Below are 22,719 nucleotides of genomic sequence, written 5' to 3'. Positions count from 1 at the left end.
GTCCTAAGCAGCGTGGGCGACGGCCGCGTCAGCAGCGACCGTCCCCAATGCGCTACCGATGCCGCGACTATCAGCACTTCCCCAGTCACCTTCTACGCCTGCAGGAACAGATACCAACGCCCTGCCGACTGCCGTACCGACTTTCGTCCCGGCTTCGGCGGGGCGAGGAGCGCTCACCAAAACACCGATAAGCGTTGTCGCGGACCACCCGACGACCCGGCCAACAAAAGTACCTATCGGGTTAGCTCCGAAGAGCGACCCGAACCCTAGACCCACAGCCGTCCCCACAGCTGCTTGGACAGACCTGTCCTGAACGATTCCCTGAATTGCTACGTCCAGCGATTTCTCAGGGGAAGCGCCCGCGACAATCTCATTGACTACCTGTCCTGCAGCCTGACTTGCAGCGCTCCGTACGGCCGGGTTGGACAAAAGAGCTGTGACCATGTTCGTAGTCACCTTCCCCGCAACCCAGGAGACCAGCGGGTTGCCCACCGCGAAGCCCACCACCAGGCCGGCAGCCTGGCCGATGAAGTTGCCGATCACGTTCTCCCCGAGAACAGAGGTGACTGCGGTAGCTACCGCGTCCTTGATACCCGGGTCTCTCAGCATGCTTGTCACCGCCGCACCGGCCGCGACACCAACTGAGTTTTGCACTGAGGCGTTACCTAGCACGGAGCCAACAGCACCGCTGCCCGCATCCTGGAGTGCCGTCCGGAAATCCGCGTTCTTTCGCAGCGACTGCACCGCCAGGTTCATGGCGGCCCTGGGGTCTGCCCCACCAAGGATCGCCGCTGCCGCTTTGCCTGCGATCATGCTCAAGGACGCACTTGCCCGGGGGTCCCGGATGAGACTGCTCACTACATCCCCTGCCGAATTACCCAGCGCTGAGGAAACTTCCGGGTCCGAGAGGAGGCTATGTGCCGCCTGCGCAACCCCATCCCCAACAACACGACCCAAGGGTGAGTTGCTAAGTGCCGCGCTGACCGTCCTCGCGACTTCCTGCCTCAAGAGCCCATGCACTTCAGTAGACACCACAGGATCGTCAATGAACTGCTTGACAAGTGTGCTAACAACCGGACCAGCCGCATCCTGCAATGCAGGGTTACTCAACAGCGAGCGGACCGTACCGGACACCACGTTGGCAATCGAATCCGTCACATCGTCGTCGGCCTGCAATCTCTTGACTTCAGAGTCCAAAACCTGCATGAGATCGGCATCGCTTAAGGCCGCAGTTGCCACACGACCCGCCAGCTCACTCAACGGCGCAATCAGTTTGGGTTCCTTAAGTAGACCTGTCACAGCGTCACCCGCAACGGTGCCCAACGCGGACGTCACACCCTGATTGGCTAGCAACGTGCCCAGTGCAGTGCCGATGGCATCACCGACGACTCGCCCCAACTCCGAGTTGTTCAATGCAGGCCCGATTAACTGAGACACCTGCCCACTAACCAGACCCGCCAGTTCCTCGCCCTTCGCACCGTTTGCTAAGAACTCCCTGGCACCTAGACCGACAGCTGTGCCGACCGCATTTTGAACTGTCGAGTCACTCAAGACCGAGTTGAGCAAGTTACTTACCGTGTGGTTCAGGGCCTCCTGGACGCCCGCATCTGATCGCAACGACCGGATGGCCCACCTATCTACAGAATCAGGGCCGTCAACACCCGGGGTTATGCCAGCCGCAAGCCTATCCCGATCTACACCGTACTTGAGGTAGAACGGCAGCTCACCAGCAATCCAGGTTATCCGCGAGGTCAGTCCGGGATCTTGCATCAGGGTGACCACCCCGTCACCCAATCTCTCGCCGAGAACACTACCGACTCGAGAATCTGACAGCATAGAATCAATTGCTTTGCTCACGGCATCGCCTAGGGCTCCGTTGAGCGTGGAATCTTTCCCCAACACCGAACTAGCGACATGGGCAACATGCATCCTGAGGAACTTATCGAGTTCACTCCTGACTGCACCGTCCTGACTCAGATCGCTGACAGCAGCACTCGCAGCGGTACCGATAGCAGCCTGCACTGCGGGATTACCAACTAGAGAACTGATCGCTTGCTTAGTCACGGTATTGCTCTCCGCAGATGGCAAGTGATCAAGGAGTTTCTGCGTAAAACTCGTCTCAAACGACGCCTTTCCAAAAAAACTGCCAAGATATGAGTTAAAAGCGCCGCTCCGAACAGTCGCAAGTAAATCGTTCTTAATGACAAAAGTATCAATGGCGGTGGTAATACCATCGGTAGCCTTTGCGTCACCAAATACCGACTTCACCGCGTTTCCTACCGCTGTGCCAATAGCAGTACTTGCCTTCGCGCTCTGCCCACCCGCGCTGACGATCCTGGTCGTCTGATCCGAAATAAAACTGCCAACGGCGGGGTCTCGAAGAAATTTGCTGACTAGCGCGTTGTTCCACTTACCATGGTCTTCAGGTTGACCCCTCAGCCAATTCTCTGCTAACTGGGTGCCGACCTCTCCTACCGCGTCAGCAAGCTCAGGAGAGGCGCCTGCTGCCTTAATGTTCTCACTAATCACATTCCGAATTTTTGAGGTGAAACCGGAAAAAACCCAACCGACAAACTTGTTGTCTGCATCAGGAGCCTCATAAGGGCGTGCCGAAGCTGCAATCTCTTTGGCACGTTCAAGGGCACCCTTGAACGCCAGGTCCAGGGTTTCGTGGTTTAAACCAATTGCCTGCCTCGGAAGCCGGATTAGGCTTTCAGCAGGATTGCTTGACTTGTCTTCGATCTGGTTGGGAGTGCTCTTCGTTAGGGGCGAAGTAACGTCGTCGGTACCTCCACGCACACCCAGCCTGGGAGTGATCGACTCACTATTCGCAACCTTCGCATCACCACCAGCTTCAGGCTTTACCTTCGCATCACCACCAGCTTCAGGCTTTACCTTCGCATCACCACCAGCTTCAGGCTTTACCTTCGCATCACCACCAGCTTCAGGCTTTACCTTCGCATCACCACCAGCACCAGGCTTTACCTTCGCATCACCACCAGCACCAGGCTTTACCTTCGCATCACCACCAGCACCAGGCTTTACCTTCGCATCACCACCAGCACCAGGCTTTACCTTCGCATCACCACCAGCACCAGGCTTTACCTTCGCATCACCACCAGCACCAGGCTTTACCTTCGCATCACCACCAGCACCAGGCTTTACCTTCGCATCACCACCAGCACCAGGCTTTACCTTCGCATCACCACCAGCACCACTCGAGTGCGCACCACCACCAGCACCACTCGAGTGCGCACCACCACCAGCACCACTCGAGTGCGCACCACCACTACCCGAGTGCCCACCACCAGAATCGCCATCGTTTGATGTCAGGACATAACTCTCGGTAAACGAGGGCGGCATAGCCTGCTGATCATGAAACGCGGGAGTGTCAACCTGATGGAGAAGCAGTAGAGCAACAACGCAGTAAACGCTGCGGCCCAGAATCGGGCTTAAAAATAGCCAGCCCCCATGGCGAGTCCGTGGGACCGAGCCTTTCCTTTTCACCAAAACAGTAAACGGTCGCTTCTGAACACGGCGGTCGATCAACGTGGAGCATCCTTCTCTTTGGAGCAATGTTGTGAACTGAATCTGATCCCAGGTGAATCTGATTTGAGTCATCCCGATCAGCCTTAAAATTCATACAGGCAGGATTACTTATCGTCAATACTTCCCCTATCGGGATAATCTTGCGCTAAAGTCCATGAATCTCGAAAATAGGCATGTTACGGAGGAGCGGAGGCATCACGGTTTTATGCTCGCCACTCAAAATTGACTCTCGTTGGGGGCACAGACCCTCCGTACGCGGCCGGTGCTACCTTGATCCCAGTGAGCAACACCGGTAACAGCGACGTCTGGCTGGTCATCCCCGCCTATAACGAGGGGCCAGTCATCGCCGACGTCATCGCCGCGGCGCTCGGCACCTTTCCCAACATCGTCTGCGTGGACGACGGCAGCGCGGATCGCAGCGCCGCACTCGCACACGGCGCCGGGGCGCATGTGGTCCGCCACCCCGTCAATCTCGGCCAGGGCGCGGCGATACAGACCGGGGTCGAATACGCGCGTGCACAGCCCGGAGCTCAGATCTTTGTCACATTCGATGCCGACGGCCAGCATCAGGTCAAGGATGTGGTGGCCATGGTAGACAGGCTGCGACTGGAACCCCTCGACATCATCGTCGGCACCCGCTTCGGCGCCGGATCGGCACCGGGCCACGTACCCCTCATCAAACGCATCGTGCTGAAAACCGTTGTGCTGCTGAGCCCGCGCACCCGCCGCCTCAACCTGACAGACGCTCACAACGGACTGCGCGTCTTCAACCGGACCGTCGCCAACAGACTCAACATCACCATGAACGGCATGGGCCACGCCAGCGAGTTCATCGCGATGATCGCCGAAAATCATTGGCGGGTGGCAGAACAGCCGGTCGATATTCTGTACACCGAGTATTCGATGGCCAAGGGCCAATCGCTGATCAACGGGGTCAACATCATGTTCGACACCGCGTTCCGCCGGAGGTTGCCGTGATCACCTGGATTCAGCCGCTGCTGATCGTCGCGGTCCTGCTGTTGTTGGTGTATCTACTGCGTTCGCGCAGCACCGCGCAGGCCAAGGCCTGGGTAAAGCTCGGGTTCGTGGTCTTCGTGGTCGCAGGTATCTACGCCATCCTGCGGCCCAATGACACCACCACGCTGGCACATTGGCTCGGCCTGGGCCGCGGCACCGACCTGATGCTCTACGCGCTGATCATCGCGTTCGCGTTCACGACACTCAGCACCTATCTGCGCTTCAAGGATTTGGAGCTGCGGTATTCGCGGCTCGCGCGCGCCGTCGCGTTACACGGCGCCGAGACCCCGACGGGCGACGTTGCTCCGGAGCTAGCTCCGGAAAAAGTCGACGGTCCTTCCGATTCCGTCCGTTAGCGCCATCTTCGGCTCCCAGCCCAGCACGCTCTTGGCCAGGCGGACGTCCAGGCAAGACTGACGCAGATCGCCCAGCCGGGGCGGATGAAACTCCGGATCGTCCGGTGCGCCGGCGGCCGCAGCCACCAGCGAATGCAGCTGCCGGTCACTGGTTTCGACTCCGGTACCGACATTGAAACGCTGTCCCCCGCCGTCCGGACCGGAGGCGCGTACGAAGGCGTCCACCACGTCGTCGACGAATACGTAGTCCCGGGTGTTTCCGCCGTCACCGAACACCTTGGTGACGCGGCCCGACAGCAGCGCCTGCGCGAAAATAGCGACGACACCCGCCTCACCGTGCGGATCCTGGCGCGGCCCATACACATTGGCCGGAGCGATATGTGAGCACTCCAGTCCGTACAGATGCCGGAAGGTGTTGAGGTAGATCTCTCCGGCCACCTTGCCTGCCGCGTATGGCGAATGCGGATCGGTGGGGACGGATTCGCCGGTGGGGATCTGCTCGGGAGTGCCGTAGATCGAGCCACCCGATGAGGTGTGCACGATCTTGCGCACTCCTGCCTTGCGGGCGGCGTCGGCCAGCCGCACCGTACCGACGACATTGACCGAGGAGTCGAACTGCGGATCGGCGACAGAGTGGCGCACATCGATCTGCGCGGCCAGATGGAAGATCACCTCGGGTGAGAACTCAGCCACGACGGCGTCCAGATCTGCCTCGACGATGTCGTCCTTGACGAACGTGAAGGCGGAATGCGCCTCGGCGGCCTCCAGATTCGACACCTTGCCGGTCGCCAGATTGTCCAGACCCGTTACCTCGTGCCCGTCCGCCAACAGCCGGTCGACCAGTGTCGATCCAATAAATCCTGCGGCTCCGGTAACCATTGCCCGCACGTGGCGACTCCCTCTTTATTCACATAGCTCGCGGCATTCGGCCCCACCCTACCGACCGTGCCTGATGTTCTTCCTGCAAGCGTTCATCGCTAGTCTCGGGGCCCTGATGCCTTTCGCCAGAACCAACCGCGTTGCCGTTGCCGCAGCGGCTCTCATAGTGGTGCACCTTGTGGTGCGCGGTGTGCTGGCGTTCGGGGGCGATTTCTATTGGGATGACCTGATCCTGGTGGGCCGCGCCGGTACGCAGGGCCTGTTCTCGCCGTCGTATCTGTTCGATGACCATGATGGGCACGTCATGCCCGCGGCGTTCCTGCTGGCGGGCATCCTCACCAAACTCGCACCGTTGAATTGGTTCTGGCCCGCGCTGAGCCTGGTGATCCTGCAGGCATTGGCGTCCCTGTCGCTGCTGCGGACGCTGTGGGTGATTCTGGGCTGGCGACCGGTGTTGCTTGTTCCGCTCACGTTCGCACTGTTCACGCCGTTGGCGATCCCGGGTTTCACCTGGTGGTCGGCCGCGCTGAATTCCCTGCCGATGCTGACCGCGATGTGTTGGTTCGTGGCCGACGCGGTGCTGCTGGATCGCACGGGAAACCGCCGGTTCGCCGTCACGGCAATGTGCGCATTCCTCGGGGGGCTTCTGTTCTTCGAGAAGTCAGTGGTCATTCCCTTTGTCGCGTTCGCCGTGCTGGCACTGCTGGCCTACCTGCGTGGCGACGGATTGTCGGCGCTAACGCGGACATGGCGTCGGGATGCGGTGCTGTGGGTTCCGGCAATCGCACTCACCGCGGCATGGATCGCGCTGTATCTGGTGGTGGTGGACCAGAAGCGTTGGAGCACCGATCTGTCGATGACGTGGTCGCTGCTCCAACGCTCGTTCACGCATGGGGTGCTTCCCGGGTTGGTGGGTGGGCCGTGGCACTGGGACCGTTGGGTGCCCAGCTCCCCGTGGGCCGAGCCATCGTCATTCGTGATCTGGCTGGGGGCATTGGCGCTCGCCGCGACCGTGGCGCTGACCTGTTTCCGTAAGCAGCGGCTTGGGCTGGTCTGGCTGACGCTGTCGGGGTATCTGGCGGCCAGTGAGGTGCCGATTTATCTCATGCGCTCATCGGCGTTCACGGCGCTGCTGCTCGCGCAGACCTTGCGGTATCTGCCAGATTTGGTGGTCGTCGCGACGCTGCTGGCGGCGGTGGGGCTCACCGCCTCGAACCGGGCGGGCAGTACGAGCCTGGGCAGTTCTGCCCGACGCACCGCCGTCGTCGCGCTGACACTGGCGTTGTTCGTGGGGAGCAGCCTGGTGTCTACGGCCAACTATTTACGCAGCTGGCGCAACAATCCCGCCTCGCCGTATATCGCCACTGTCAAGGAATCCCTGGCGGCGGTCGCGGACGGGCCGGCGGTGCTCGATCAGGAAGTTGATCCGCTGGTGCTGCAGAATGTGGTGCGACCGGAGAATCTGTTGAGTCACATGTTCGCCTTGGTGCGCCCGCGACCAGAGATCGGTTCCACCACAACGCAGTTGCGGATGCTCGATCGCTACGGCCATCTACTCGATGCGCAGGTGACGTGGGTGCGGGCCCTCACCGAAGGCCCGGTTTCCGGATGCGGGTACCTGGTGCAGTCCACGCAGACCATGCCGCTGACGGGGCCGCTGCTCCCCGCAGATTGGATCGCCGAATTGAACTATCTGGCCAATACCGAGGGTGCCGTGTGGGCATCGTTCACCAACGGGCCCCGGGTCAAGGTTCCCGTTCGGCCGGGACTCAATCGGGTGTTCATCAGACTCCCAGGTTCGGGTAATTCACTTACCCTGCAACCGATTACCCAGTCATTGTCATTGTGCGTCGCCGTCGGGCCGGTGGGGGCGCTCGCTCCCCGGTAGATTGGGTGCCATGCTCGGAGAACTGGCTTTGACCTGGACCGGACGGCTCTCAGCACCCGTCCTGGAAAAGCTGCTCGATCTGCCCGAACCCCAGTTCACTCAGGTACAGACGCGCCGCGACATCCCGGTGAGGATGCCCGACGGCGTCAAGCTCGCTACCGACCACTTCCGCCCGCCGGGGCAGGATCCCATGCCTGCCGTCATCTTCCGCACTCCGTACGACAAGCAGGGCATCATCAGCCAACTCTGGGCAACATTGTTGGCCCGTCAAGGGTTTCAGGTGGTAGTACAAGACACCCGGGGCCAATTCGGATCCCAGGGCAAATTCGATGCGTTTCGGCAGGAACGGGCGGACGGTCTTGCTACCGCCGCCTGGGTCCGTGAACAGCCGTGGTGCGATGGCACACTCGCTACCGCCGGACCGTCGTACCTCGGGCATACGCAGTGGGCGGTGGCACCGTACATCGAGCCACCCTTGGCCGCCATGTGCCCGGCAATCACCACCAGCAACTTCACCGAGCTCTTCTATCCGGGTGGGTCGTTCAACCTGCACAACCTGCTGACGTGGTCCGCGGCGGTCGGTTCACCGGAGATCCCGCAGGCGGTCCGCCTGCTGCGGGCGAACGCACACGGCAAGCGGGTGCGCCGAGCGATGGATCATCTACCTCTCGGCAACGCCGACAATGTCGCGATCGGAAAGCCAGAACCCTTCTGGCGCACCGTGACCGATCACAACGACGACGACTATTGGGATGAGATCAACCACACCGCCCAGCTCGCGACGCTGGGCACACCCGTGAGCATGGTGACCGGCTGGTGGGATCTGCTTCTGGTAGGTCAGCTCCGCGATTACGAGGAGCTGCAGAAGGCCGACTGCCCGCGGCGCATCACCATCGGCTCTTGGGACCACGCGAAGTCGATCAAGACGGCGATAGCCGACAGCTTTTCCTGGCTGGCGGCACATCTCCACGGCGACACCTCATCAACGCATCGCGCGCCGGTACGGGTCTACCTACAGAAGGCCGGTCAATGGCTGGACTTCGATCATTGGCCGCCGAAGAGTTCGACGCCCACACCGTTGTATCTACAGGCCGATCGCGGGCTTGATTGGCAAGCACCACAAGGCGATAGCGCCGTCGACACCTTCACGTACGACCCAAAGGATCCCACCCCCGTGGTGGGCGGGCCGCTGCTTGATGCCAGGGTATCGGGGCAGCGCGACAACGCGTCCATCGAAAGACGCTCCGATGTGCTGGTCTTCACCACCGAGCCGCTGACAAAAGATCTTGACCTGGTCGGCCCGGTTTCGGCATCGGTGTACGCGACAACCGACAGTGGTCGGGGCGATTTGTTCGTGAGGCTCTGCGACGTTGATCGGAAGGGATTTTCCCGCAACGTGACTGATGGAATCGTCAAGCTAGACGGCGCCGCCAAGTCACCGGTCCAGGTGACCATGCATCCCACCGGTTACCGTTTCGCGCGGGGGCATCGGCTGCGAGTCCAGGTCAGTGGGGGCGCGTTTCCGAACCATGCCCGCAACACCGGGTCCGGTGAGCCGTTGGCGACCGCCAGCCGTATTGTTCCGATCCACTTCGAGATCCGGCACGACGAGGAACATCCCTCGGCCGTGACCTTGCCGGTGCTGCACACTTCATGATCGCGAAATGCTTTTGCGCTCTTGGTCTTATCGGAATCTTCCTCACCGCATGCGGAGGCGGTGAGGCCTCGGAGAGCCACCCGACCCTGATCCACGTCGGACCTACCGGCGGAGGGGCGGAGACCAAGGTGGTCACGGCGGAAGAAGGCAAGCCCGGAGCTCTTGGACAGCAGGTGCGCGATGGCGACCTCGCGTTTGTGGTCACCCGGGTCAGTGATGCCGGGACCGTCGGCGACGTGGCGAATCCTGCCCTGCAGGCGACCGCCACCGGTACCTTCGTCGTGGTCCACGTCGAGGTTCTCAACCTCGGACAGACCACGCACTCCTTCCTCGGCGATGAACAAAAGCTCAAGGACGCCGCGGGCAAGGAGTACACGCCCGACAGCATGGCAAATATCTTGGCGCGCAATGCCGAACAGCTCGAACCCGGCGCAGAACTGGGACCCGGCGCACAGAAGCGGTCGGTGCTCGTCTACGACGTACCGGCCGGCACGGTGCCCAAGGAGATCGACCTGCACACCGACTACCGATCCAAGGGCGCAAAGGTTCTGCTCGGCTAGCCGGTGGGCGGGAACAGCGCATAGGCGATCTGCGAGGCGATCGCTCTCGGATCGGCTTCATCGCGTGAATCAGCCAGTGCCCCAGTGGACCATAGCGAGACAAAACCGTGCACCAATGACCACGCAGCGCGAGCCGCGGTGAGCTTGTCGGCTGACGTCTGCCGTGGCGTCAACGTCTCGACTCCGGCATCCAGCGCGGCCCCGGCCCGGTCACGCGCCGCGGTCAATTGCGCGTCGGTGGAATCCAACAGCGCGGGTTCGAACATCACCGAGTAGTGGCCCGGATGACTCAAGGCGAAGTCCACGTACGCCAGCGCCGCAGCATGGAAGTCCGGGTGCGCGTTGTGCAGTGTCTCGGCCAGTTTGGTGAATCCGTCGGCGGCCAACGCGGTGAACAGTCCGCGACGATCGCCGAAATGGTGGGCGGGTGCGGCGTGCGAGACACCGGCCTCCCGAGCCAGTTCCCGTAATGACAGCTCGGTGGCGCCGCGGCGGGCCACCATATCGGCCGCGCTGGCCAGGATCGCCGCCCGCAGATCGCCATGGTGATACGCCATCGCATCAGCATAGCGCGGATCTTGACAGTGACAAGTTTAGCGGTATCGTCTATCTAGTCGCTGTCAAGATTGGAGAACGGTCATGGCCCCACTCATTGCCCTCCTCGCGGGAACGCTGCTGGCACGTCTGGCCGGCGCCCAGGGGTTGGCCCTTGTCGGTTCGTGGCCGGCCGCCGTGGGGGTCGGTCTCGCCGCGATGTTCACGTTGACCGGCATCGCACATTTCGTCCCGAAGATGCGTGACGCGATGATCGCGATCGTTCCGCCACGGATTCCGGCGCCCGGGTTCCTGGTGGCGCTCACCGGGGTCCTCGAGTTGCTCGGCGCGATCGGTGTCCTGATTCCCTCGACGAGGGTGATGGCGGCCGCGTGCTTGGGAGCGCTGCTGGTGGTGATGTTTCCGGCCAACGTGTATGCCGCGAGTCAGCGGTCGAATCCGCTGTCCACTCCCCTTGGTTGGCGCACCACCGAACAGCTGCTGTTTCTCGCGGCGACCGCGATCGTCGTTTGGGGCTAAACGAGGTGCCAGACCAAGACGGCGGCCAGCACTCCCATCCCATTGAGCGACCAATGCAACGCGATAGGCGCCAAGAGGCTGCCGCTACGACGCCGCAGCCAGGTAAAGACGAATCCGGCAAGGGCGGTGGCCACCACCGCGCCGGCCACCCCGGCGATCTGTGCCCACAGGCCGACGCCGAGCAGCTTGGTCAGGCCGACGTTGCCGGTCGTCAATCCCAACGACGTGGCGACGTGCCAGAAGCCGAACAGCAGTGACCCGACGGCCGCGACTCCCCGAAAGCCCCAGGCTCGAGCCATCGTGCCATGCAGAACGCCCCGGAAAGCGAGCTCCTCGGGAATCACGGTCTGCAGCGGGATCAAGACGAAGGAAGCGAGCAACGCGCCCGAGACGGTCGTGGCGTAGCTGCTGTTGAGGAACATCGGCCGGGTGACCGGCAGCAAGAGACCGATACCGATCACCGCGCCGACGATGACAACCGCGACCGCTGCGTACTTGGCGCCCGAACGCCAGTGGTCCCGGCCCAACCCCAGCTCAGCCCACGAATGGCCGCGGTAGCGGATCAGAGCCAGCAGCCCGATCGCGGCGATCGGCACCACCACGAAATTGGCCCATGGCGTGGTGAAGTGCGCGATCAGATTCGTGGCCACGAGAACTGCGACCACGACGGCGATATCGATATACGTGCGCACGTCCCGCAATCCGTGCAGGGGCGTAACAGCGGCCGAGGTCTGAGTAGGCATCCGGTTCAGAGTACCGGCGGTGGCGTTGGCCCAGGTCAGAGTGTGATCCAGTCGTGACTACCGTCTCGGGGGTCAGTGAGCGATCGACTGTGGCAGTCCCCACAACCCGGCCGTAGCCGGAACACGATCTGGCTCACGTAAGTTCTGGAATCGTGCTCACCCTGTTGCTGGCGTTCGCAGGATTCGCCTGCCTGGATGCCCTCAACGTACTCAACATCGGTGTCGCTACGACAATCGTCTATGTGACCCGGCTGGAACGCCGATCAGCCTTTCCCGGCGGCCTCAGCTTCGTCACCGGTCTATTTGTGGCGCTGTTCACCTTCGGACTGGCGACCGTGCTCGGTGTGCGCTCGCTGACCGACGTAGCCGGCGGTTCAGACATCACCCCGTCTACCCGATACTGGGCGCAACTGATCATCGGCATTCTTTTGATCGCCGTTGCGGCACTGACCTGGTTCACCGAGCCGGTGACGCCACCATGGATACTTACTGTTGCGCGACGCCATCCATGGCTCCTCGCGCTTGTGGGTCTCGCCTTGGGCTACGCAGAGGCACCCACATCTGTTCCGTATCTGAGTGCGCTGGCGATGCTCGCCTCACGTCACCCGCTGCCGTCGATGTGGCCGCTGCTGTTGGTCGGCTATGGCTTAGTCGCCGTTCTTCCCAGTCTGCTGATTCTCGTACTGTCGACGCGGCGATCCCCTCGCGCGCGGCGGGTGCAGCGAGGGCTGGTGCGATCGGTGACGCGACACGGCCCCACCGCGATTCGGGTCATATTCCTGGGCCTCGGAGTCGTCCTGATTACCGGTGCACTGGTGCATCACAGCGCACTGGGTCTCCGCTGAGCAGCAGCAGGGTTCATACGAAAATCGGCTGACCATTCGCTGTGCTCAACCCCACGATGAGCACAGCGATTGACCAGCCGAGCCCGATCGACCTTGGTTAGCCGAACGAACACCCCGGACATTACTGTCAGTAAATATTCCTTGTCAATCACTTACCCTTCCGATAAGTTGCATATCGCTCAGACACCCGCAGACCTACGATGAGCAGCACAGCATGTGCGTGTATCGTTGGGCTGCGAAGTGAAAGTATGTGAGGGGGTGCTGTGCCAGACTTTTCGCAGCGCTTGAGCCATTTGTTTGCCACTGTGCATCCGGCCGGGCGTGGACCTTATTCCCTCAACGAGGTAGTCACCGCGCTGGGCGAGCGCGGCGTCGAGGTGTCCTCGCCCTATCTGTCACTCCTGCGCAAGGGCGAACGATCGAACCCGGCGCCGGACATCGTCACAGCACTGGCCGAGTTCTTTCAGGTGAGCCCTGCGTATTTCTATGACGCCGACTACGCCGCATCGGTGAATCGCGATCTGGATTGGCTTGTGCAGCTGCGTGACTCGAAGGTTCGTGAGATCGCGCAGCGCAGCTACGCGCTCTCCGAGAACAGTCGACAGGCGATCGCCGACATGGTCGATCACTTACGCAAGGTTGAGGGCATACCCGACAAGGAAGCCGGCGCCTCCAAGTCTTCCTGACGTTCCCGGTAGGCGTCCACTATCTCGAGTACCCATTCTTCATCACTCACCCCGCCAGGAGTTCGGAGCCATTCCGCACTGAATCCCGGGACTGGTTTGCCGGTAAGCCAATTCGTCACATCATCGATACGGTCGATTCGGCTTCCCGGCATCGGATGATCCGTTTTCGGCGGCACCTCGCGCCTCTGCGCAAGCAGGGTAAGGCCGTCCTGAATCTGCGTCGACCATTCAAAAGCTAAGTCAGATAATCGTATTCGCGACTGCTTCGGCGGAAACAGTCCTGGAAAGAGACCTGCCAGGCCGTCGTGAAGCGGCCTCAGGCGCTCCACGACACGATACGCTTGAACGCGCAGCATCAGCGGCGGCCAGACAAATCCCGCCACCATCAGTATCGCCGCAATACAACCGGGCCAGGTCTGCAGCCACCGCCCAAATGTGCTGCCCACAAGCCCCTCCCCACGGGCCAAGGGAGCCCAGACTCCTCCGAACAACGTCGCAACGAACTGAAATATCCCCGCCGCTGCCATCAACCCCAGGCCTACGCCAACGGGAGTGGAGTCCGCGTGTCGAAACCCGACCCACACGAGTTGAACCTCCACGTACATGAGGTACACACAACTCATGACCAGAGCGGCGACGGCCCAAGGGTCGCCGCCCGAATATAGCTCCGCGGCAAGTTCATATACGTCCCCGGTGCTCATGAGAACCCGGCTACGACTCACCAACACTGCAACCAAGACGAGCGCGATGACCGCCACCAGTGAGGTGATCCGCAACCCTCGCCGGATCCGCGCGGGGGATGTATCGCCAGAAACACCGATGACAAAGACCTGCAAACAAGCGCCAATCGAGATGGCCGCCCAACCGCCGATGGTGACTGCATGCGCAATCGGCGGCAGCACTGCCCACACCTCGTCAGTGAAGACCAGAAACCAAAGCCACCACGAGACACCGAAAGCTATTGCCGCTATAGCCGGAACAGATGTCGGCTGTCGCACCACCCGCCAGACTCGATACAGCAAGATCGGCAGGAAACAAGCCAGAATCACTGGACGCACAGCTTGCAGGCTCTCCCAGGCAGACACGTCTGCACTCACCGGCAGACACTCACGTTCACTTCCGGATGCAACCGCACTTCTGTGTGATTGCGGTACGCGTCGGCAATTGCCAGTACCCAAGCCTCATCACTCACCCCACTCGGAGCGTGCAGCCATTCGCCACCGAATCCTGAATCAGCTTGACCAACAATCCAATTTGCTACAGCAAGAGCGCGTGCTGACCCGTCTTTGGGAGCTGGGGTATCGGTTCCGAGGGGAAGCTCACGACTTTGCGCCAAAAGCGTCAGGCCGTCCTGAATATGCGTGGACCATTCAAATACTTTGTCCGACAGTCGGATTTGCGATTCCATGGGAGGGAACAGCTGGGGGAACAAATGGGCAAACTCATCATGGAGCGGCCGCAGACGTCGCTCCTGGCGCCGCGCCTGAATACGCAGCACTACGGGGGGGCCAGAGAAAGCCCACGGCCATCAAGGTTATGCCGACGCCGCCGCTCACGCTCTGCAACACCATCCCGTACCTGGCCGAGATCACGTCGTGTCCGCCGGTTAGAGGACGCCAGATGCCCCCGACAAAGACACAAACAACTTCAAACGAGGACGCAACCGCCAGCAGTCCCAGGCCGGTGCCGACTGGTGTCGAATCGGCATGACGATACCCAGCCCATATCAGCTGGACCAGAGTCGCCGTTAGGTAACCATTACTGACCAAAGACGCGACAACGGCCCCACTATCCGCGCCATCGAGAAGCGCGTTGGTGAGTTCTTTCAGGTCTTCCGTGGCCAGCAGGGCTTGGCTGTGTTGCACGGCTACGGCGACCACCACCAGAACGACAGCGGTTACCCCGAGAACGACTCGCCAAGCGCGTCTCATCCGCGCTGGGGAAACGGAACCGCTAATGCCGAGAACAAAAATCTGCACACAGGCAGCCACCGTGGTGACAAACCACCCGGCCATGCTTGCGGCACGTATTTGCACCGGCAGCACGGACCATAAGAAGTCCGATAGCAGAAGCAGCCAAAACCACATGACCACCCCGAAGGCGGTGATCGCGATGACCGGGGCAGATGCCGGGTACCGCCAGAGCCGCCAGATCCTGTACAGCAGAACCGGCAGGAAGCAGAGCAGAAAAACGATGCGCACAATCTGCATGACCTGCCATGCCGAGGGGTCGATCACCCCAGTGCGTCGTCCAGGTACGGACTCCACCGCGTGCGAACTGCGCGCCCCGCCCGCATCCGGCGGATGAGCAGGCCGGCAAAACGTTCGGCCGCCAGTTCATCCTCGGGCCAGCAGTCGGCATGAGCTAAGTCATCAGTCCCGCAGCTACGTTGCAGCATGCGGGCCACCAGCTCCGGTGGCACCGCGCGTACATGTTCTGCCGCAAAATCAACAACTGGCTGCCCCCGGTGACCCAACACCATGTGCCCCAGTTCGTGAGCAATCGTGCGATCGCGACCCACGACACCTTGCCCCACTTGCACCAGATCCCGGTCCGGGAACGATATCCACTGTCCGAACACACCAGCAGAGAGCGGCACGTCTTCGATATCCATCACTCGGCCGTTTGCCCGAGCCCAGGTCCGAGCAACATCCTCGATTGAAGCCCGCCCCGCGGCAGTGACCGCCAGCACCTGGTCCACCGCAGCAACAACCGGCCCGTAACGGCCGGCATCGCGCTGTGCAAACCACATGAGCAATGATGCTAGCGGTCCCGCGGTGTGCCCACAGCAGAAGTACCCGGCAGCGAAGTGATTTACGTCAAGTACCGGAGAAAGGCGACGAGCGCCGCATTGACAGGTTCGGGGGCATCCAACGTAACTACATGACCGGCATCGGGAATTACCACCTCGGCGACGCCATCTGCGATTGCCCACTGCGACATTGATGTCGCGATGTTTCCGGTGCGATCCTTTTCTCCACGCATCAGCAGCAGTGGCAACTGTGTGCGGTAATCGCTATCCGGCTTAACGAACTCGGTGGTCGCGCGCCATATCTCGAGAAACTCGGCCTTCGATATCGCCGCGAAGGCCCGGAGCAGGTCGGCACGCGCGCTCTCGGTAACCGCCGAGGCATCCGCCATGACACCTGGCAAGGACCGGGCAGGTATGAACCGCAGCAGCGGAGCAGAGAGTCGCAATGACGACCTTTCGAGCCAGGACAACGGACCGGTGTTCCAGGTTGAGTCGAAAACGCCCAGCGCGCGGTAGCCCTGCGGCGCTTGCCTGACAAGGCGCTGTCCGATGTTGCCGCCTAGAGAAAGTCCGATGAGGATTGGGCGGTCCAGATCGAGGTGGGCGATCAACGCTTCCACGTCTGTTACCAGTACGTCCGCTGTGATGGCGGTGGTATTAGGTCTGGAGACTCCGTGTCCGCGCAAATCGAAGAGCACGACGCGAAATCCGGCGGCCCGGAGGACATCACGCTGGGATTCGAACATGGCATGGTCGGCGCCCGCTCCATGGATGAATACGACCGGAATGCCCGAACCAGCGGTATCGGAGTACCTCAGCACACAACCATCTCGACGAAGACGTCCGTCTAATTCCATGTGCTTCCGAACCATGTAATCCGCATGGAGCTGCCCGGGGGAATCGAACCCCCGACCTATTCATTACGAGTGAATTGCTCTACCGACTGAGCTAGGGCAGCACGCCGGGCGAACCCAGCGACCGAGAGTCTACGGCACCCCTGCCACGACGCCCAATCTCATTCCGTGGGGCGAAGAGCCTGCCCCGCCGTCGCGACCAGGGCATCGATCGCGAACTTGGGTTTCACATTGACCGCCAGCGCCTCTCGGCACACCAGAACGGCCTCGATGCATCGCAGAAGCTGTTCGGGGGGCACCCGGTCCACCATCGGCCCGAGCCGGTCGGCCATATCGGGGTGATGCAGCGCCACCCGGCCCTCCTCGGCGGCGCCCACCGACAGCACCAGGGCGTCTCGGAAGTAGGTGGCCAAATCGATGAGCGTGCGGTCCAGCGCATCACGCGATGCCCTGGTCTGACGCGATTTTTGTTTACGCTCCAAGTCCTTCAGGACACCCGCTGCTCCGCGCAGCGCTGTCGCCGCACCCTTGCCGGTGCCCCCGGCCCCCAGCGCCGTCCTCAGCTCTTCCTCTTCGGCCTCATTGCGGGCGGCCGTCTGTTCCTTCGCCTCGGTGTCGGCGCTGGTCACCAACTCCTCGGCCGCCGCATACGCTCGCGTAGGGGTCGCGGCCTCCCTGGCCAGCCCCAATGCTCGGAGCCGCCGGGCACGGGCCTGCTCATCAGTGGCGAGCCTGCGCGCACGGCCGACATGACCACCGCTCACCGATGCGGCCCACTGCGCCTGCTCGGGATCGATCCCGTCGCGGTCCGTCAACACCTGTGCGATAGCAGTCACCGAGGGGGTGACAAGCGCCACATGACGGCAGCGTGATCGCAAGGTGATCGAGATGTCTTCCGGGTCCACCGAGGGGGCGCACAGCAAGAACACCGTTCGCGGCGGCGGCTCCTCCACAACCTTCAACAGCACGTTGCCGGCGCCCTCGGTCAACCGGTCGGCGTCCTCGATCAGCACCACCAGCCAGCGCCCGGTACTCGGCCGACGCCAGGCCGCCTGCACGATCGCGCGCATCTCGTCCACACCGATCGACAATCCCTCGGGAACAACTCTGCGCACGTCAGCATGGGTGCCGGCCATCGTGGTGGTGCAGGCACGGCATTCCCCACAGCCCGCAGCCCCCTCCGATTCACACTGGAGGGCGGCGGCAAAACACAAAGCGGCCACCGATCGGCCCGACCCCGGCGGTCCGGTGAACAACCACGCGTGGGTCATCCGGCCCACGTCATCCCCACGCGCAGCCAATGCCGCAGATGAGAGCGTGGAAACCACCGCTCCCTGATCCACCAGGCGACCGAAAACCCTGCTCATCGCCACCAACCCTAGCCGCCGGATCCGACTCCCCGAACAGGCCGCATAGGCGTGTGAAACGCTGTCGTCACCGCCGACAGCTACGGTTAACGAGTGACTGGCGCGGAAGGAAGGGCAGACCAGCGCCCACTTGCACGCGCAGCCCGGTATTCGCGATGGGTCATGCGCACCCCATGGCCGCTTTTCATCATGGGTATCGCACAGTCGAACCTGGTCGGGGCCTTGTTCGTCTTGGGCTTCCTGCGCTTCGGACTGCCGCCGAGCGACAGGGTGGAACTGTCTGAGCTCGGCACCGCGCGGCTCATCATCCTCGGCGTCTCGCTGTTCATCCTGTTCATTGCCGGCGCCATCGTCAGCACCTACCTGCTGTTACCGGTTCTGCGCTGGCAGTACAGCTCCCCGGACTTCGAATCCGAAGGATCGGAGTCTGTCCGTGTCCGTGCCCTGCAGATGCCCTTCTATCGCACCGTCATCAGCGTCGCGACCTGGCTCGTGGGTGGTGCGATCTTCGTCGCCGTCACCTGGTCCTCCACCCATAGCTCGGTACTGGTCGCCGCATTCGCGACCGTGCTGGGTGCCACCACCACCAGCATCATCGGCTACCTGCAGTCCGAGCGGGTCCTGCGCCCGGTAGCCATTCAGGCACTGCGCCGTGGTGTGCCGGAAAATGTCACCGCCCCAGGCGTTATCGTGCGCCAGATCCTCACCTGGGCGTTGAGCACCGGCGTGCCGATCCTGGCCATCGTGCTCACCGTCGTGGGCCAACGCGCGGGATATCTGAAGTCCAATGCCGACAACCTCACCGGCTCCATCCTGATCCTGGCGATCATCGCGCTGGCGATCGGGCTGATGGGCACGCTGCTGGTGGCCACCTCGATCGCCGATCCGCTACGCCAATTGCGGTGGGCGCTCAGCGAGGTGCAGCGCGGCAACTACAACGCCCACGTCCCCATCTACGACGCCAGCGAGCTCGGACTGCTCCAAGCCGGGTTCAACGACATGGTGCGCGATCTCGGTGAACGTCAACGCCTGCGCGACCTCTTCGGCCGCTACGTCGGTGAAGATGTCGCACGCCGGGCACTCGAGTACGGCACCGAACTCGGCGGTCAAGAGCGCAGTGTCGCTGTGCTTTTCGTCGACCTGGTGGGGTCCACCCAGTTGGCGTCGACACGCGGGCCGGCGGTGGTCGTCAGGGTCCTCAACGAGTTCTTCCGGGTCATCGTCGATACCGTCAACAAGCACGGCGGCTTCGTCAACAAGTTCCAGGGTGATGCGGCGCTGGCCATCTTCGGTGCACCCATCGACCACCCCGATGGCGCCGCAGCCGCGCTCGCGGCCGCCCGCGAGCTGGCCCATGAACTCACCAACGTGTTGGGCTCCAACGACTTTGGAATCGGGGTATCGGCGGGACGCGCCATCGCCGGACACATCGGGGCGCAAGCGCGTTTCGAGTACACCGTCATCGGCGATCCCGTGAACGAGGCGGCCCGGTTGACCGAGCTGGCCAAGAACGAACCCGGAAACGTGCTGGCATCTGCCTCCGCGGTCATGGAGGCACGCGACCAAGAGGCCCTGCGCTGGGACGTCGGTGAGACCGTCGAACTGCGCGGCCGTAACGTGTCCACTCAGGTGGCACGCCCGCGTCGCGTCTAGGTCGCCTTCTTGGCGGCCTTCTTCGCCGGGGCCTTCTTGGCGGGAGCCTTCTTTGCCGCCTTCGCAGGCGCCTTCTTGACGCGCTTCACAGGCCCACGGGCCCGACGGTCGGCAAGCAACTCCGAGGCACGCTCATCGGTGATCGACAGCACGTCATCACCCTTACGCAGGCTGGCGTTGGTCTCACCGTCGGTGACGTACGGGCCGAAGCGGCCGTCCTTGATCACCATCGGTTTGCCGGTCGCCGAATCCGCACCAAGCTCACGTAGCGGAGCCGCCGAAGCCGCCTGACCGCCACGACGTTTGGGCTCGGAGTAGATCTTCAGCGCCTCATCGAGGGTGATGGTGAACATCTGATCCTCGGTGGCAAGCGATCGAGAATCGGTGCCGCGCTTGAGGTATGGGCCGTAACGCCCGTTCTGCGCGGTGATCTCTTCTCCGTTGGCCGGATCGACACCGACCACGCGCGGCAATGACAGCAGCTTGAGCGCGTCCTCGAGCGTCACCGTCTCCAACGTCATGGACTTCAGCAGTGAGCCGGTACGCGGCTTGGGCCCTTCTACCTTCTTGGCGCCCCGCTTGGGCTTCACCTCGGCCTCGGCGGCGTCCAGCTGCTCCGGCGGTGCAGGCAGCACCTCGGTGACGTAAGGGCCGAAACGTCCATCCTTGGCGACGATTTCGTGTCCGGACTCCGGGTCAACACCCAGCGTCCGGCCCTCCTGTGGGATCGCGAACAGCTGCTCAGCCATCTCGACGGTCAGCTCATCGGGGGTGACGCCGTCCTTGACGTTGGCGCGCTGCGGGGTCGGTTCCCCGTCGTCGCCGGTGATCATCCGTTCCAGGTACGGGCCGTTCTTTCCGACCCGCACGTAGATGGGGCGACCCTGGTCATCGTCGAACAGCTTGATCGAGTTGACCTCGCGGGCATCGATCTCCTCGAGGTTCACCCCCACCAGGCGCTTGAGTCCGCCGGCGCGGGCTACTGAACCCTCGACACCGTGCTCGCCACCAAAATAGAAGGCGTTCAACCAGTTTGTGCGCCGTTCGTTGCCGGAGGCGATCTCGTCGAGGTCATCCTCCATCGCGGCGGTGAAGTCGTAGTCGACCAGCCGGCCGAAGTGTTGCTCCAGCAGACCGATCACCGCGAACGCGGTCCATGAGGGCACCAGCGCACTGCCGCGCTTGTGCACGTAGCCGCGGTCCTGGATGGTCCGGATGATCGAGGAGTAGGTCGACGGACGCCCAATCCCCAACTCTTCCAATGCCTTGATGAGCGAGGCTTCGGTGTATCGGGCAGGCGGATTGGTGGTGTGGCCGTCTGCGGACAGCTCCGCGACCGTGACGGTCTGGCCCTGCTTGAGCTGTGGCAGACGACGCTCCTCGTCGTCTGCCTCGCCACCGGCCAGCTCATCCACGGTCTCGACGTACGCCGACAAGAAGCCGGGGAAGGTGATGGTGCGGCCGCTGGCGGTGAACACCACCTGCTCACCCGAGGTGGCGGTGCCGGCCAATCGCAGGCTCAGCGTGGTCCCGCGTGCATCGGCCATCTGCGAGGCAACCGTGCGTTGCCAGATCAGCTCGTACAGACGGAATTCGTCATTGTCGATCAGTGAATGCAATTGTCCCGGAGTTTTGAAAGTCTCGCCTGCGGGACGAATAGCCTCGTGCGCTTCCTGCGCATTTTTCACCTTGCGCGTGTATTGCCGTGGCGAGGGATGCACATATTCGCTTCCGTACAACTCCGCGGCCTGGCTGCGCGCGGCAGTCAATGCCGATTCGGACAGCGTCGTGGAATCGGTACGCATATAGGTGATGTAGCCGTTTTCATACAGCCGCTGCGCAATGCTCATGGTGCGCTCGGAGGAGAACCGCAGCTTGCGCCCGGCTTCCTGCTGCAGCGTCGATGTCATGAACGGCGGGTAGGGCTTACGGGTGTATGGCTTTTCCTCGGCCGAGGCGACTGTCAGGGTGGCATGAGCCAGCCCGGCGACCAGAGCGTTGGCCCGCACCTCGTCGAGAACCAGCACATCGTCGGCCTTCTTGACCTGGCCCAGCGAGTCGAAGTCGCGACCGGAAGCCACGCGCAGCGCGTCAACGCTCAGCAGGCGGGCGTTGAAACGCGGAGGCTTGGCCTCGCTGCCGGCGTCCAGTTCGGCGCCCAGATCCCAGTATCCGGCGCTGCGGAACGCCATGCGATCGCGTTCGCGCTGGACGATGATCCGGGTCGCCACCGATTGCACGCGCCCGGCGGACAGATTCCGGCCGACCTTCTTCCACAGCACGGGACTGACCTCGTAGCCGTAGAGCCGGTCCAGGATGCGGCGGGTCTCCTGTGCGTCGACGAGGTTGTTGTCGAGGTCACGGGGGTCCTGAGCGGCCGCCAGGATGGCTTGCTCGGTGATCTCGTGGAAGACCATGCGCCTGACGGGCACCTTGGGCTTGAGAGTCTCGAGCAGGTGCCAGGCGATGGCCTCACCCTCGCGGTCACCGTCCGTTGCGAGATAGAGCTCGTCAACGTCCTTCAGCAGGCCCTTCAGCTCGGTGACGGTGCCCTTCTTGTCGGGGCTGACGATGTAGAGCGGCTCGAAGTCTTCGTCGACGTTCACTCCGAGTCGAGCCCAGGGTTCGGACTTGTACTTGGCCGGAACGTCGGCAGCGGCACGGGGCAGGTCCCGGATGTGGCCACGCGAGGACTCGACGACGTATCCGTCGCCGAGGTAGCCAGCGATCTTGCGGGCCTTCGTCGGTGATTCGACGATGACGAGCCGTCGCACTGCTTCGTCTCCTTACCTGCGCATTCAGCCGCATATGTACGGTGTAGGGGCGGTCCACCGTGGTC

Annotated in this window: 20 protein-coding genes and 1 tRNA gene; 9 read left to right on the top strand and 12 right to left on the bottom strand. The window is 62.5% G+C overall.

Features of this window, described 5'->3' with window-relative positions; translation table 11 throughout:
- Nucleotides 1–3: 3 nt before the first annotated feature.
- Entirely contained in the window at nt 4–3,621 is a 3,618-nt protein-coding gene (locus MSTE_RS02275) for a hypothetical protein (RefSeq protein ID WP_162291350.1), read from the bottom strand.
- 207 nt (nt 3,622–3,828) lie between these two features.
- Here MSTE_RS02275 and MSTE_RS02270 point away from each other — a divergent pair, with 207 nt between their 5' ends.
- Together MSTE_RS02270 and MSTE_RS02265 are read left to right on the top strand one after the other, a co-directional pair.
- On the top strand, nt 3,829–4,527 hold the full coding sequence (locus tag MSTE_RS02270; protein WP_096498637.1) for a glycosyltransferase family 2 protein: 699 nt from the start codon (nt 3,829–3,831) through the stop codon (nt 4,525–4,527).
- Nucleotides 4,527–4,922: a DUF2304 domain-containing protein gene (locus MSTE_RS02265; protein WP_331712912.1), complete on the top strand. Its 396-nt coding sequence runs from the start codon at nt 4,527–4,529 to the stop codon at nt 4,920–4,922. Before MSTE_RS02270 ends, MSTE_RS02265 begins: the two co-directional genes overlap by 1 nt.
- Here MSTE_RS02265 and MSTE_RS02260 read toward each other — a convergent pair.
- The gene (locus tag MSTE_RS02260) at nt 4,878–5,810 is read right to left on the bottom strand and encodes an NAD-dependent epimerase/dehydratase family protein (protein ID WP_096498633.1); all 933 of its coding nucleotides are present in this window, start codon (nt 5,808–5,810) and stop codon (nt 4,878–4,880) included. The genes MSTE_RS02265 and MSTE_RS02260 overlap by 45 nt on opposite strands.
- Before the next feature lie 106 nt (nt 5,811–5,916).
- Here MSTE_RS02260 and MSTE_RS02255 point away from each other — a divergent pair, with 106 nt between their 5' ends.
- Genes MSTE_RS02255 through MSTE_RS02245 form a run of 3 tightly spaced genes read left to right on the top strand, consistent with a single transcriptional unit; the run spans nt 5,917 to nt 9,906 of the window.
- A complete protein-coding gene (locus MSTE_RS02255; protein ID WP_096505339.1) occupies nt 5,917–7,689 on the top strand; it encodes a hypothetical protein in 1,773 nt (590 codons plus the stop codon).
- A gap of 10 nt (nt 7,690–7,699) precedes the next feature.
- The gene (locus MSTE_RS02250) at nt 7,700–9,346 is read left to right on the top strand and encodes a CocE/NonD family hydrolase (protein ID WP_096505337.1); all 1,647 of its coding nucleotides are present in this window, start codon (nt 7,700–7,702) and stop codon (nt 9,344–9,346) included.
- Entirely contained in the window at nt 9,343–9,906 is a 564-nt protein-coding gene (locus MSTE_RS02245) for a DUF4352 domain-containing protein (RefSeq protein ID WP_096498631.1), read from the top strand. The genes MSTE_RS02250 and MSTE_RS02245 overlap by 4 nt, the downstream gene beginning before the upstream one ends.
- Here the strand turns inward: MSTE_RS02245 and MSTE_RS02240 are convergent.
- A complete protein-coding gene (locus tag MSTE_RS02240; protein WP_096498629.1) occupies nt 9,903–10,463 on the bottom strand; it encodes a TetR/AcrR family transcriptional regulator in 561 nt (186 codons plus the stop codon). The genes MSTE_RS02245 and MSTE_RS02240 overlap by 4 nt on opposite strands.
- 82 nt (nt 10,464–10,545) lie before the next feature.
- On the opposite strand from MSTE_RS02240, the gene MSTE_RS02235 reads away from it, so the two are divergent.
- The gene (locus MSTE_RS02235) at nt 10,546–10,980 is read left to right on the top strand and encodes a DoxX family protein (RefSeq protein ID WP_096498627.1); all 435 of its coding nucleotides are present in this window, start codon (nt 10,546–10,548) and stop codon (nt 10,978–10,980) included.
- Here the strand turns inward: MSTE_RS02235 and MSTE_RS02230 are convergent.
- On the bottom strand, nt 10,977–11,672 hold the full coding sequence (locus MSTE_RS02230; protein ID WP_162291536.1) for a CPBP family intramembrane glutamic endopeptidase: 696 nt from the start codon (nt 11,670–11,672) through the stop codon (nt 10,977–10,979). The two genes, MSTE_RS02235 and MSTE_RS02230, sit on opposite strands and share 4 nt — an antisense overlap.
- A 203-nt stretch (nt 11,673–11,875) precedes the next feature.
- Between MSTE_RS02230 and MSTE_RS02225 the strand changes: the two genes are divergently transcribed.
- Together MSTE_RS02225 and MSTE_RS02220 are read left to right on the top strand one after the other, a co-directional pair.
- A complete protein-coding gene (locus tag MSTE_RS02225) occupies nt 11,876–12,568 on the top strand; it encodes a GAP family protein (protein ID WP_096498623.1) in 693 nt (230 codons plus the stop codon).
- Nucleotides 12,569–12,831: 263 nt separating this feature from the next.
- Entirely contained in the window at nt 12,832–13,254 is a 423-nt protein-coding gene (locus MSTE_RS02220) for a helix-turn-helix transcriptional regulator (protein ID WP_096498621.1), read from the top strand.
- Here MSTE_RS02220 and MSTE_RS02215 read toward each other — a convergent pair.
- From MSTE_RS02215 to MSTE_RS02190, 7 genes are all read right to left on the bottom strand, one after another.
- Entirely contained in the window at nt 13,194–14,156 is a 963-nt protein-coding gene (locus tag MSTE_RS02215; protein ID WP_231896973.1) for a hypothetical protein, read from the bottom strand. The two genes, MSTE_RS02220 and MSTE_RS02215, sit on opposite strands and share 61 nt — an antisense overlap.
- A 191-nt stretch (nt 14,157–14,347) precedes the next feature.
- The gene (locus tag MSTE_RS25410) at nt 14,348–14,662 is read right to left on the bottom strand and encodes a hypothetical protein (protein ID WP_231896972.1); all 315 of its coding nucleotides are present in this window, start codon (nt 14,660–14,662) and stop codon (nt 14,348–14,350) included.
- Between the two features lie 37 nt (nt 14,663–14,699).
- Nucleotides 14,700–15,491, bottom strand: coding sequence for a hypothetical protein (locus MSTE_RS02210; RefSeq protein WP_231896971.1), 792 nt, complete (start codon nt 15,489–15,491; stop codon nt 14,700–14,702).
- Complete coding sequence (locus MSTE_RS02205; RefSeq protein WP_096498617.1) at nt 15,488–16,006, bottom strand: ImmA/IrrE family metallo-endopeptidase; 519 nt, start codon at nt 16,004–16,006, stop codon at nt 15,488–15,490. The genes MSTE_RS02210 and MSTE_RS02205 overlap by 4 nt, the downstream gene beginning before the upstream one ends.
- A gap of 62 nt (nt 16,007–16,068) precedes the next feature.
- Nucleotides 16,069–16,827 carry an alpha/beta fold hydrolase gene (locus MSTE_RS02200; RefSeq protein WP_197704794.1) on the bottom strand — a complete coding sequence of 253 codons (759 nt, stop codon included), beginning with the start codon at nt 16,825–16,827 and terminating at the stop codon, nt 16,069–16,071.
- Between the two features lie 61 nt (nt 16,828–16,888).
- Nucleotides 16,889–16,964: transfer RNA gene (locus MSTE_RS02195), tRNA-Thr, on the bottom strand.
- Nucleotides 16,965–17,021: 57 nt separating this feature from the next.
- Complete coding sequence (locus tag MSTE_RS02190) at nt 17,022–18,227, bottom strand: DNA polymerase III subunit delta' (RefSeq protein WP_096498615.1); 1,206 nt, start codon at nt 18,225–18,227, stop codon at nt 17,022–17,024.
- 162 nt (nt 18,228–18,389) lie between these two features.
- Between MSTE_RS02190 and MSTE_RS02185 the strand changes: the two genes are divergently transcribed.
- Nucleotides 18,390–19,880 (top strand): adenylate/guanylate cyclase domain-containing protein, encoded by a 1,491-nt coding sequence (locus MSTE_RS02185; protein ID WP_046252354.1) that lies wholly within the window; start codon nt 18,390–18,392, stop codon nt 19,878–19,880.
- On the opposite strand, the gene topA is transcribed toward MSTE_RS02185, so the two are convergent.
- Nucleotides 19,877–22,654, bottom strand: a complete 2,778-nt coding sequence (topA, locus tag MSTE_RS02180) for a type I DNA topoisomerase (RefSeq protein WP_096498611.1) — start codon at nt 22,652–22,654, stop codon at nt 19,877–19,879. The genes MSTE_RS02185 and topA overlap by 4 nt on opposite strands.
- Nucleotides 22,655–22,719: the final 65 nt, after the last annotated feature.

The organism is [Mycobacterium] stephanolepidis, assembly GCF_002356335.1.
Lineage (GTDB): Bacteria > Actinomycetota > Actinomycetes > Mycobacteriales > Mycobacteriaceae > Mycobacterium > Mycobacterium stephanolepidis.
The sequence above is the reverse complement of the archived record's forward strand: the minus strand, read 5'-3'. Positions and strand labels throughout refer to the sequence as shown.

Bases quoted from the DNA above. Each gene is read 5' to 3' on its own strand.
- MSTE_RS02205 (WP_096498617.1), bottom strand. From the start codon at position 16,006: ATGTGGTTTGCACAGCGCGATGCCGGCCGTTACGGGCCGGTTGTTGCT.
- MSTE_RS25410 (WP_231896972.1), bottom strand. From the start codon at position 14,662: ATGGAATCGCAAATCCGACTGTCGGACAAAGTATTTGAATGGTCCACG.
- MSTE_RS02255 (WP_096505339.1), top strand. From the start codon at position 5,917: ATGCCTTTCGCCAGAACCAACCGCGTTGCCGTTGCCGCAGCGGCTCTC.
- MSTE_RS02235 (WP_096498627.1), top strand. From the start codon at position 10,546: ATGGCCCCACTCATTGCCCTCCTCGCGGGAACGCTGCTGGCACGTCTG.
- MSTE_RS02275 (WP_162291350.1), bottom strand. From the start codon at position 3,621: ATGACTCAAATCAGATTCACCTGGGATCAGATTCAGTTCACAACATTG.
- MSTE_RS02250 (WP_096505337.1), top strand. From the start codon at position 7,700: ATGCTCGGAGAACTGGCTTTGACCTGGACCGGACGGCTCTCAGCACCC.
- MSTE_RS02245 (WP_096498631.1), top strand. From the start codon at position 9,343: ATGATCGCGAAATGCTTTTGCGCTCTTGGTCTTATCGGAATCTTCCTC.
- MSTE_RS02185 (WP_046252354.1), top strand. From the start codon at position 18,390: ATGCGCACCCCATGGCCGCTTTTCATCATGGGTATCGCACAGTCGAAC.
- MSTE_RS02190 (WP_096498615.1), bottom strand. From the start codon at position 18,227: ATGAGCAGGGTTTTCGGTCGCCTGGTGGATCAGGGAGCGGTGGTTTCC.
- MSTE_RS02240 (WP_096498629.1), bottom strand. From the start codon at position 10,463: ATGGCGTATCACCATGGCGATCTGCGGGCGGCGATCCTGGCCAGCGCG.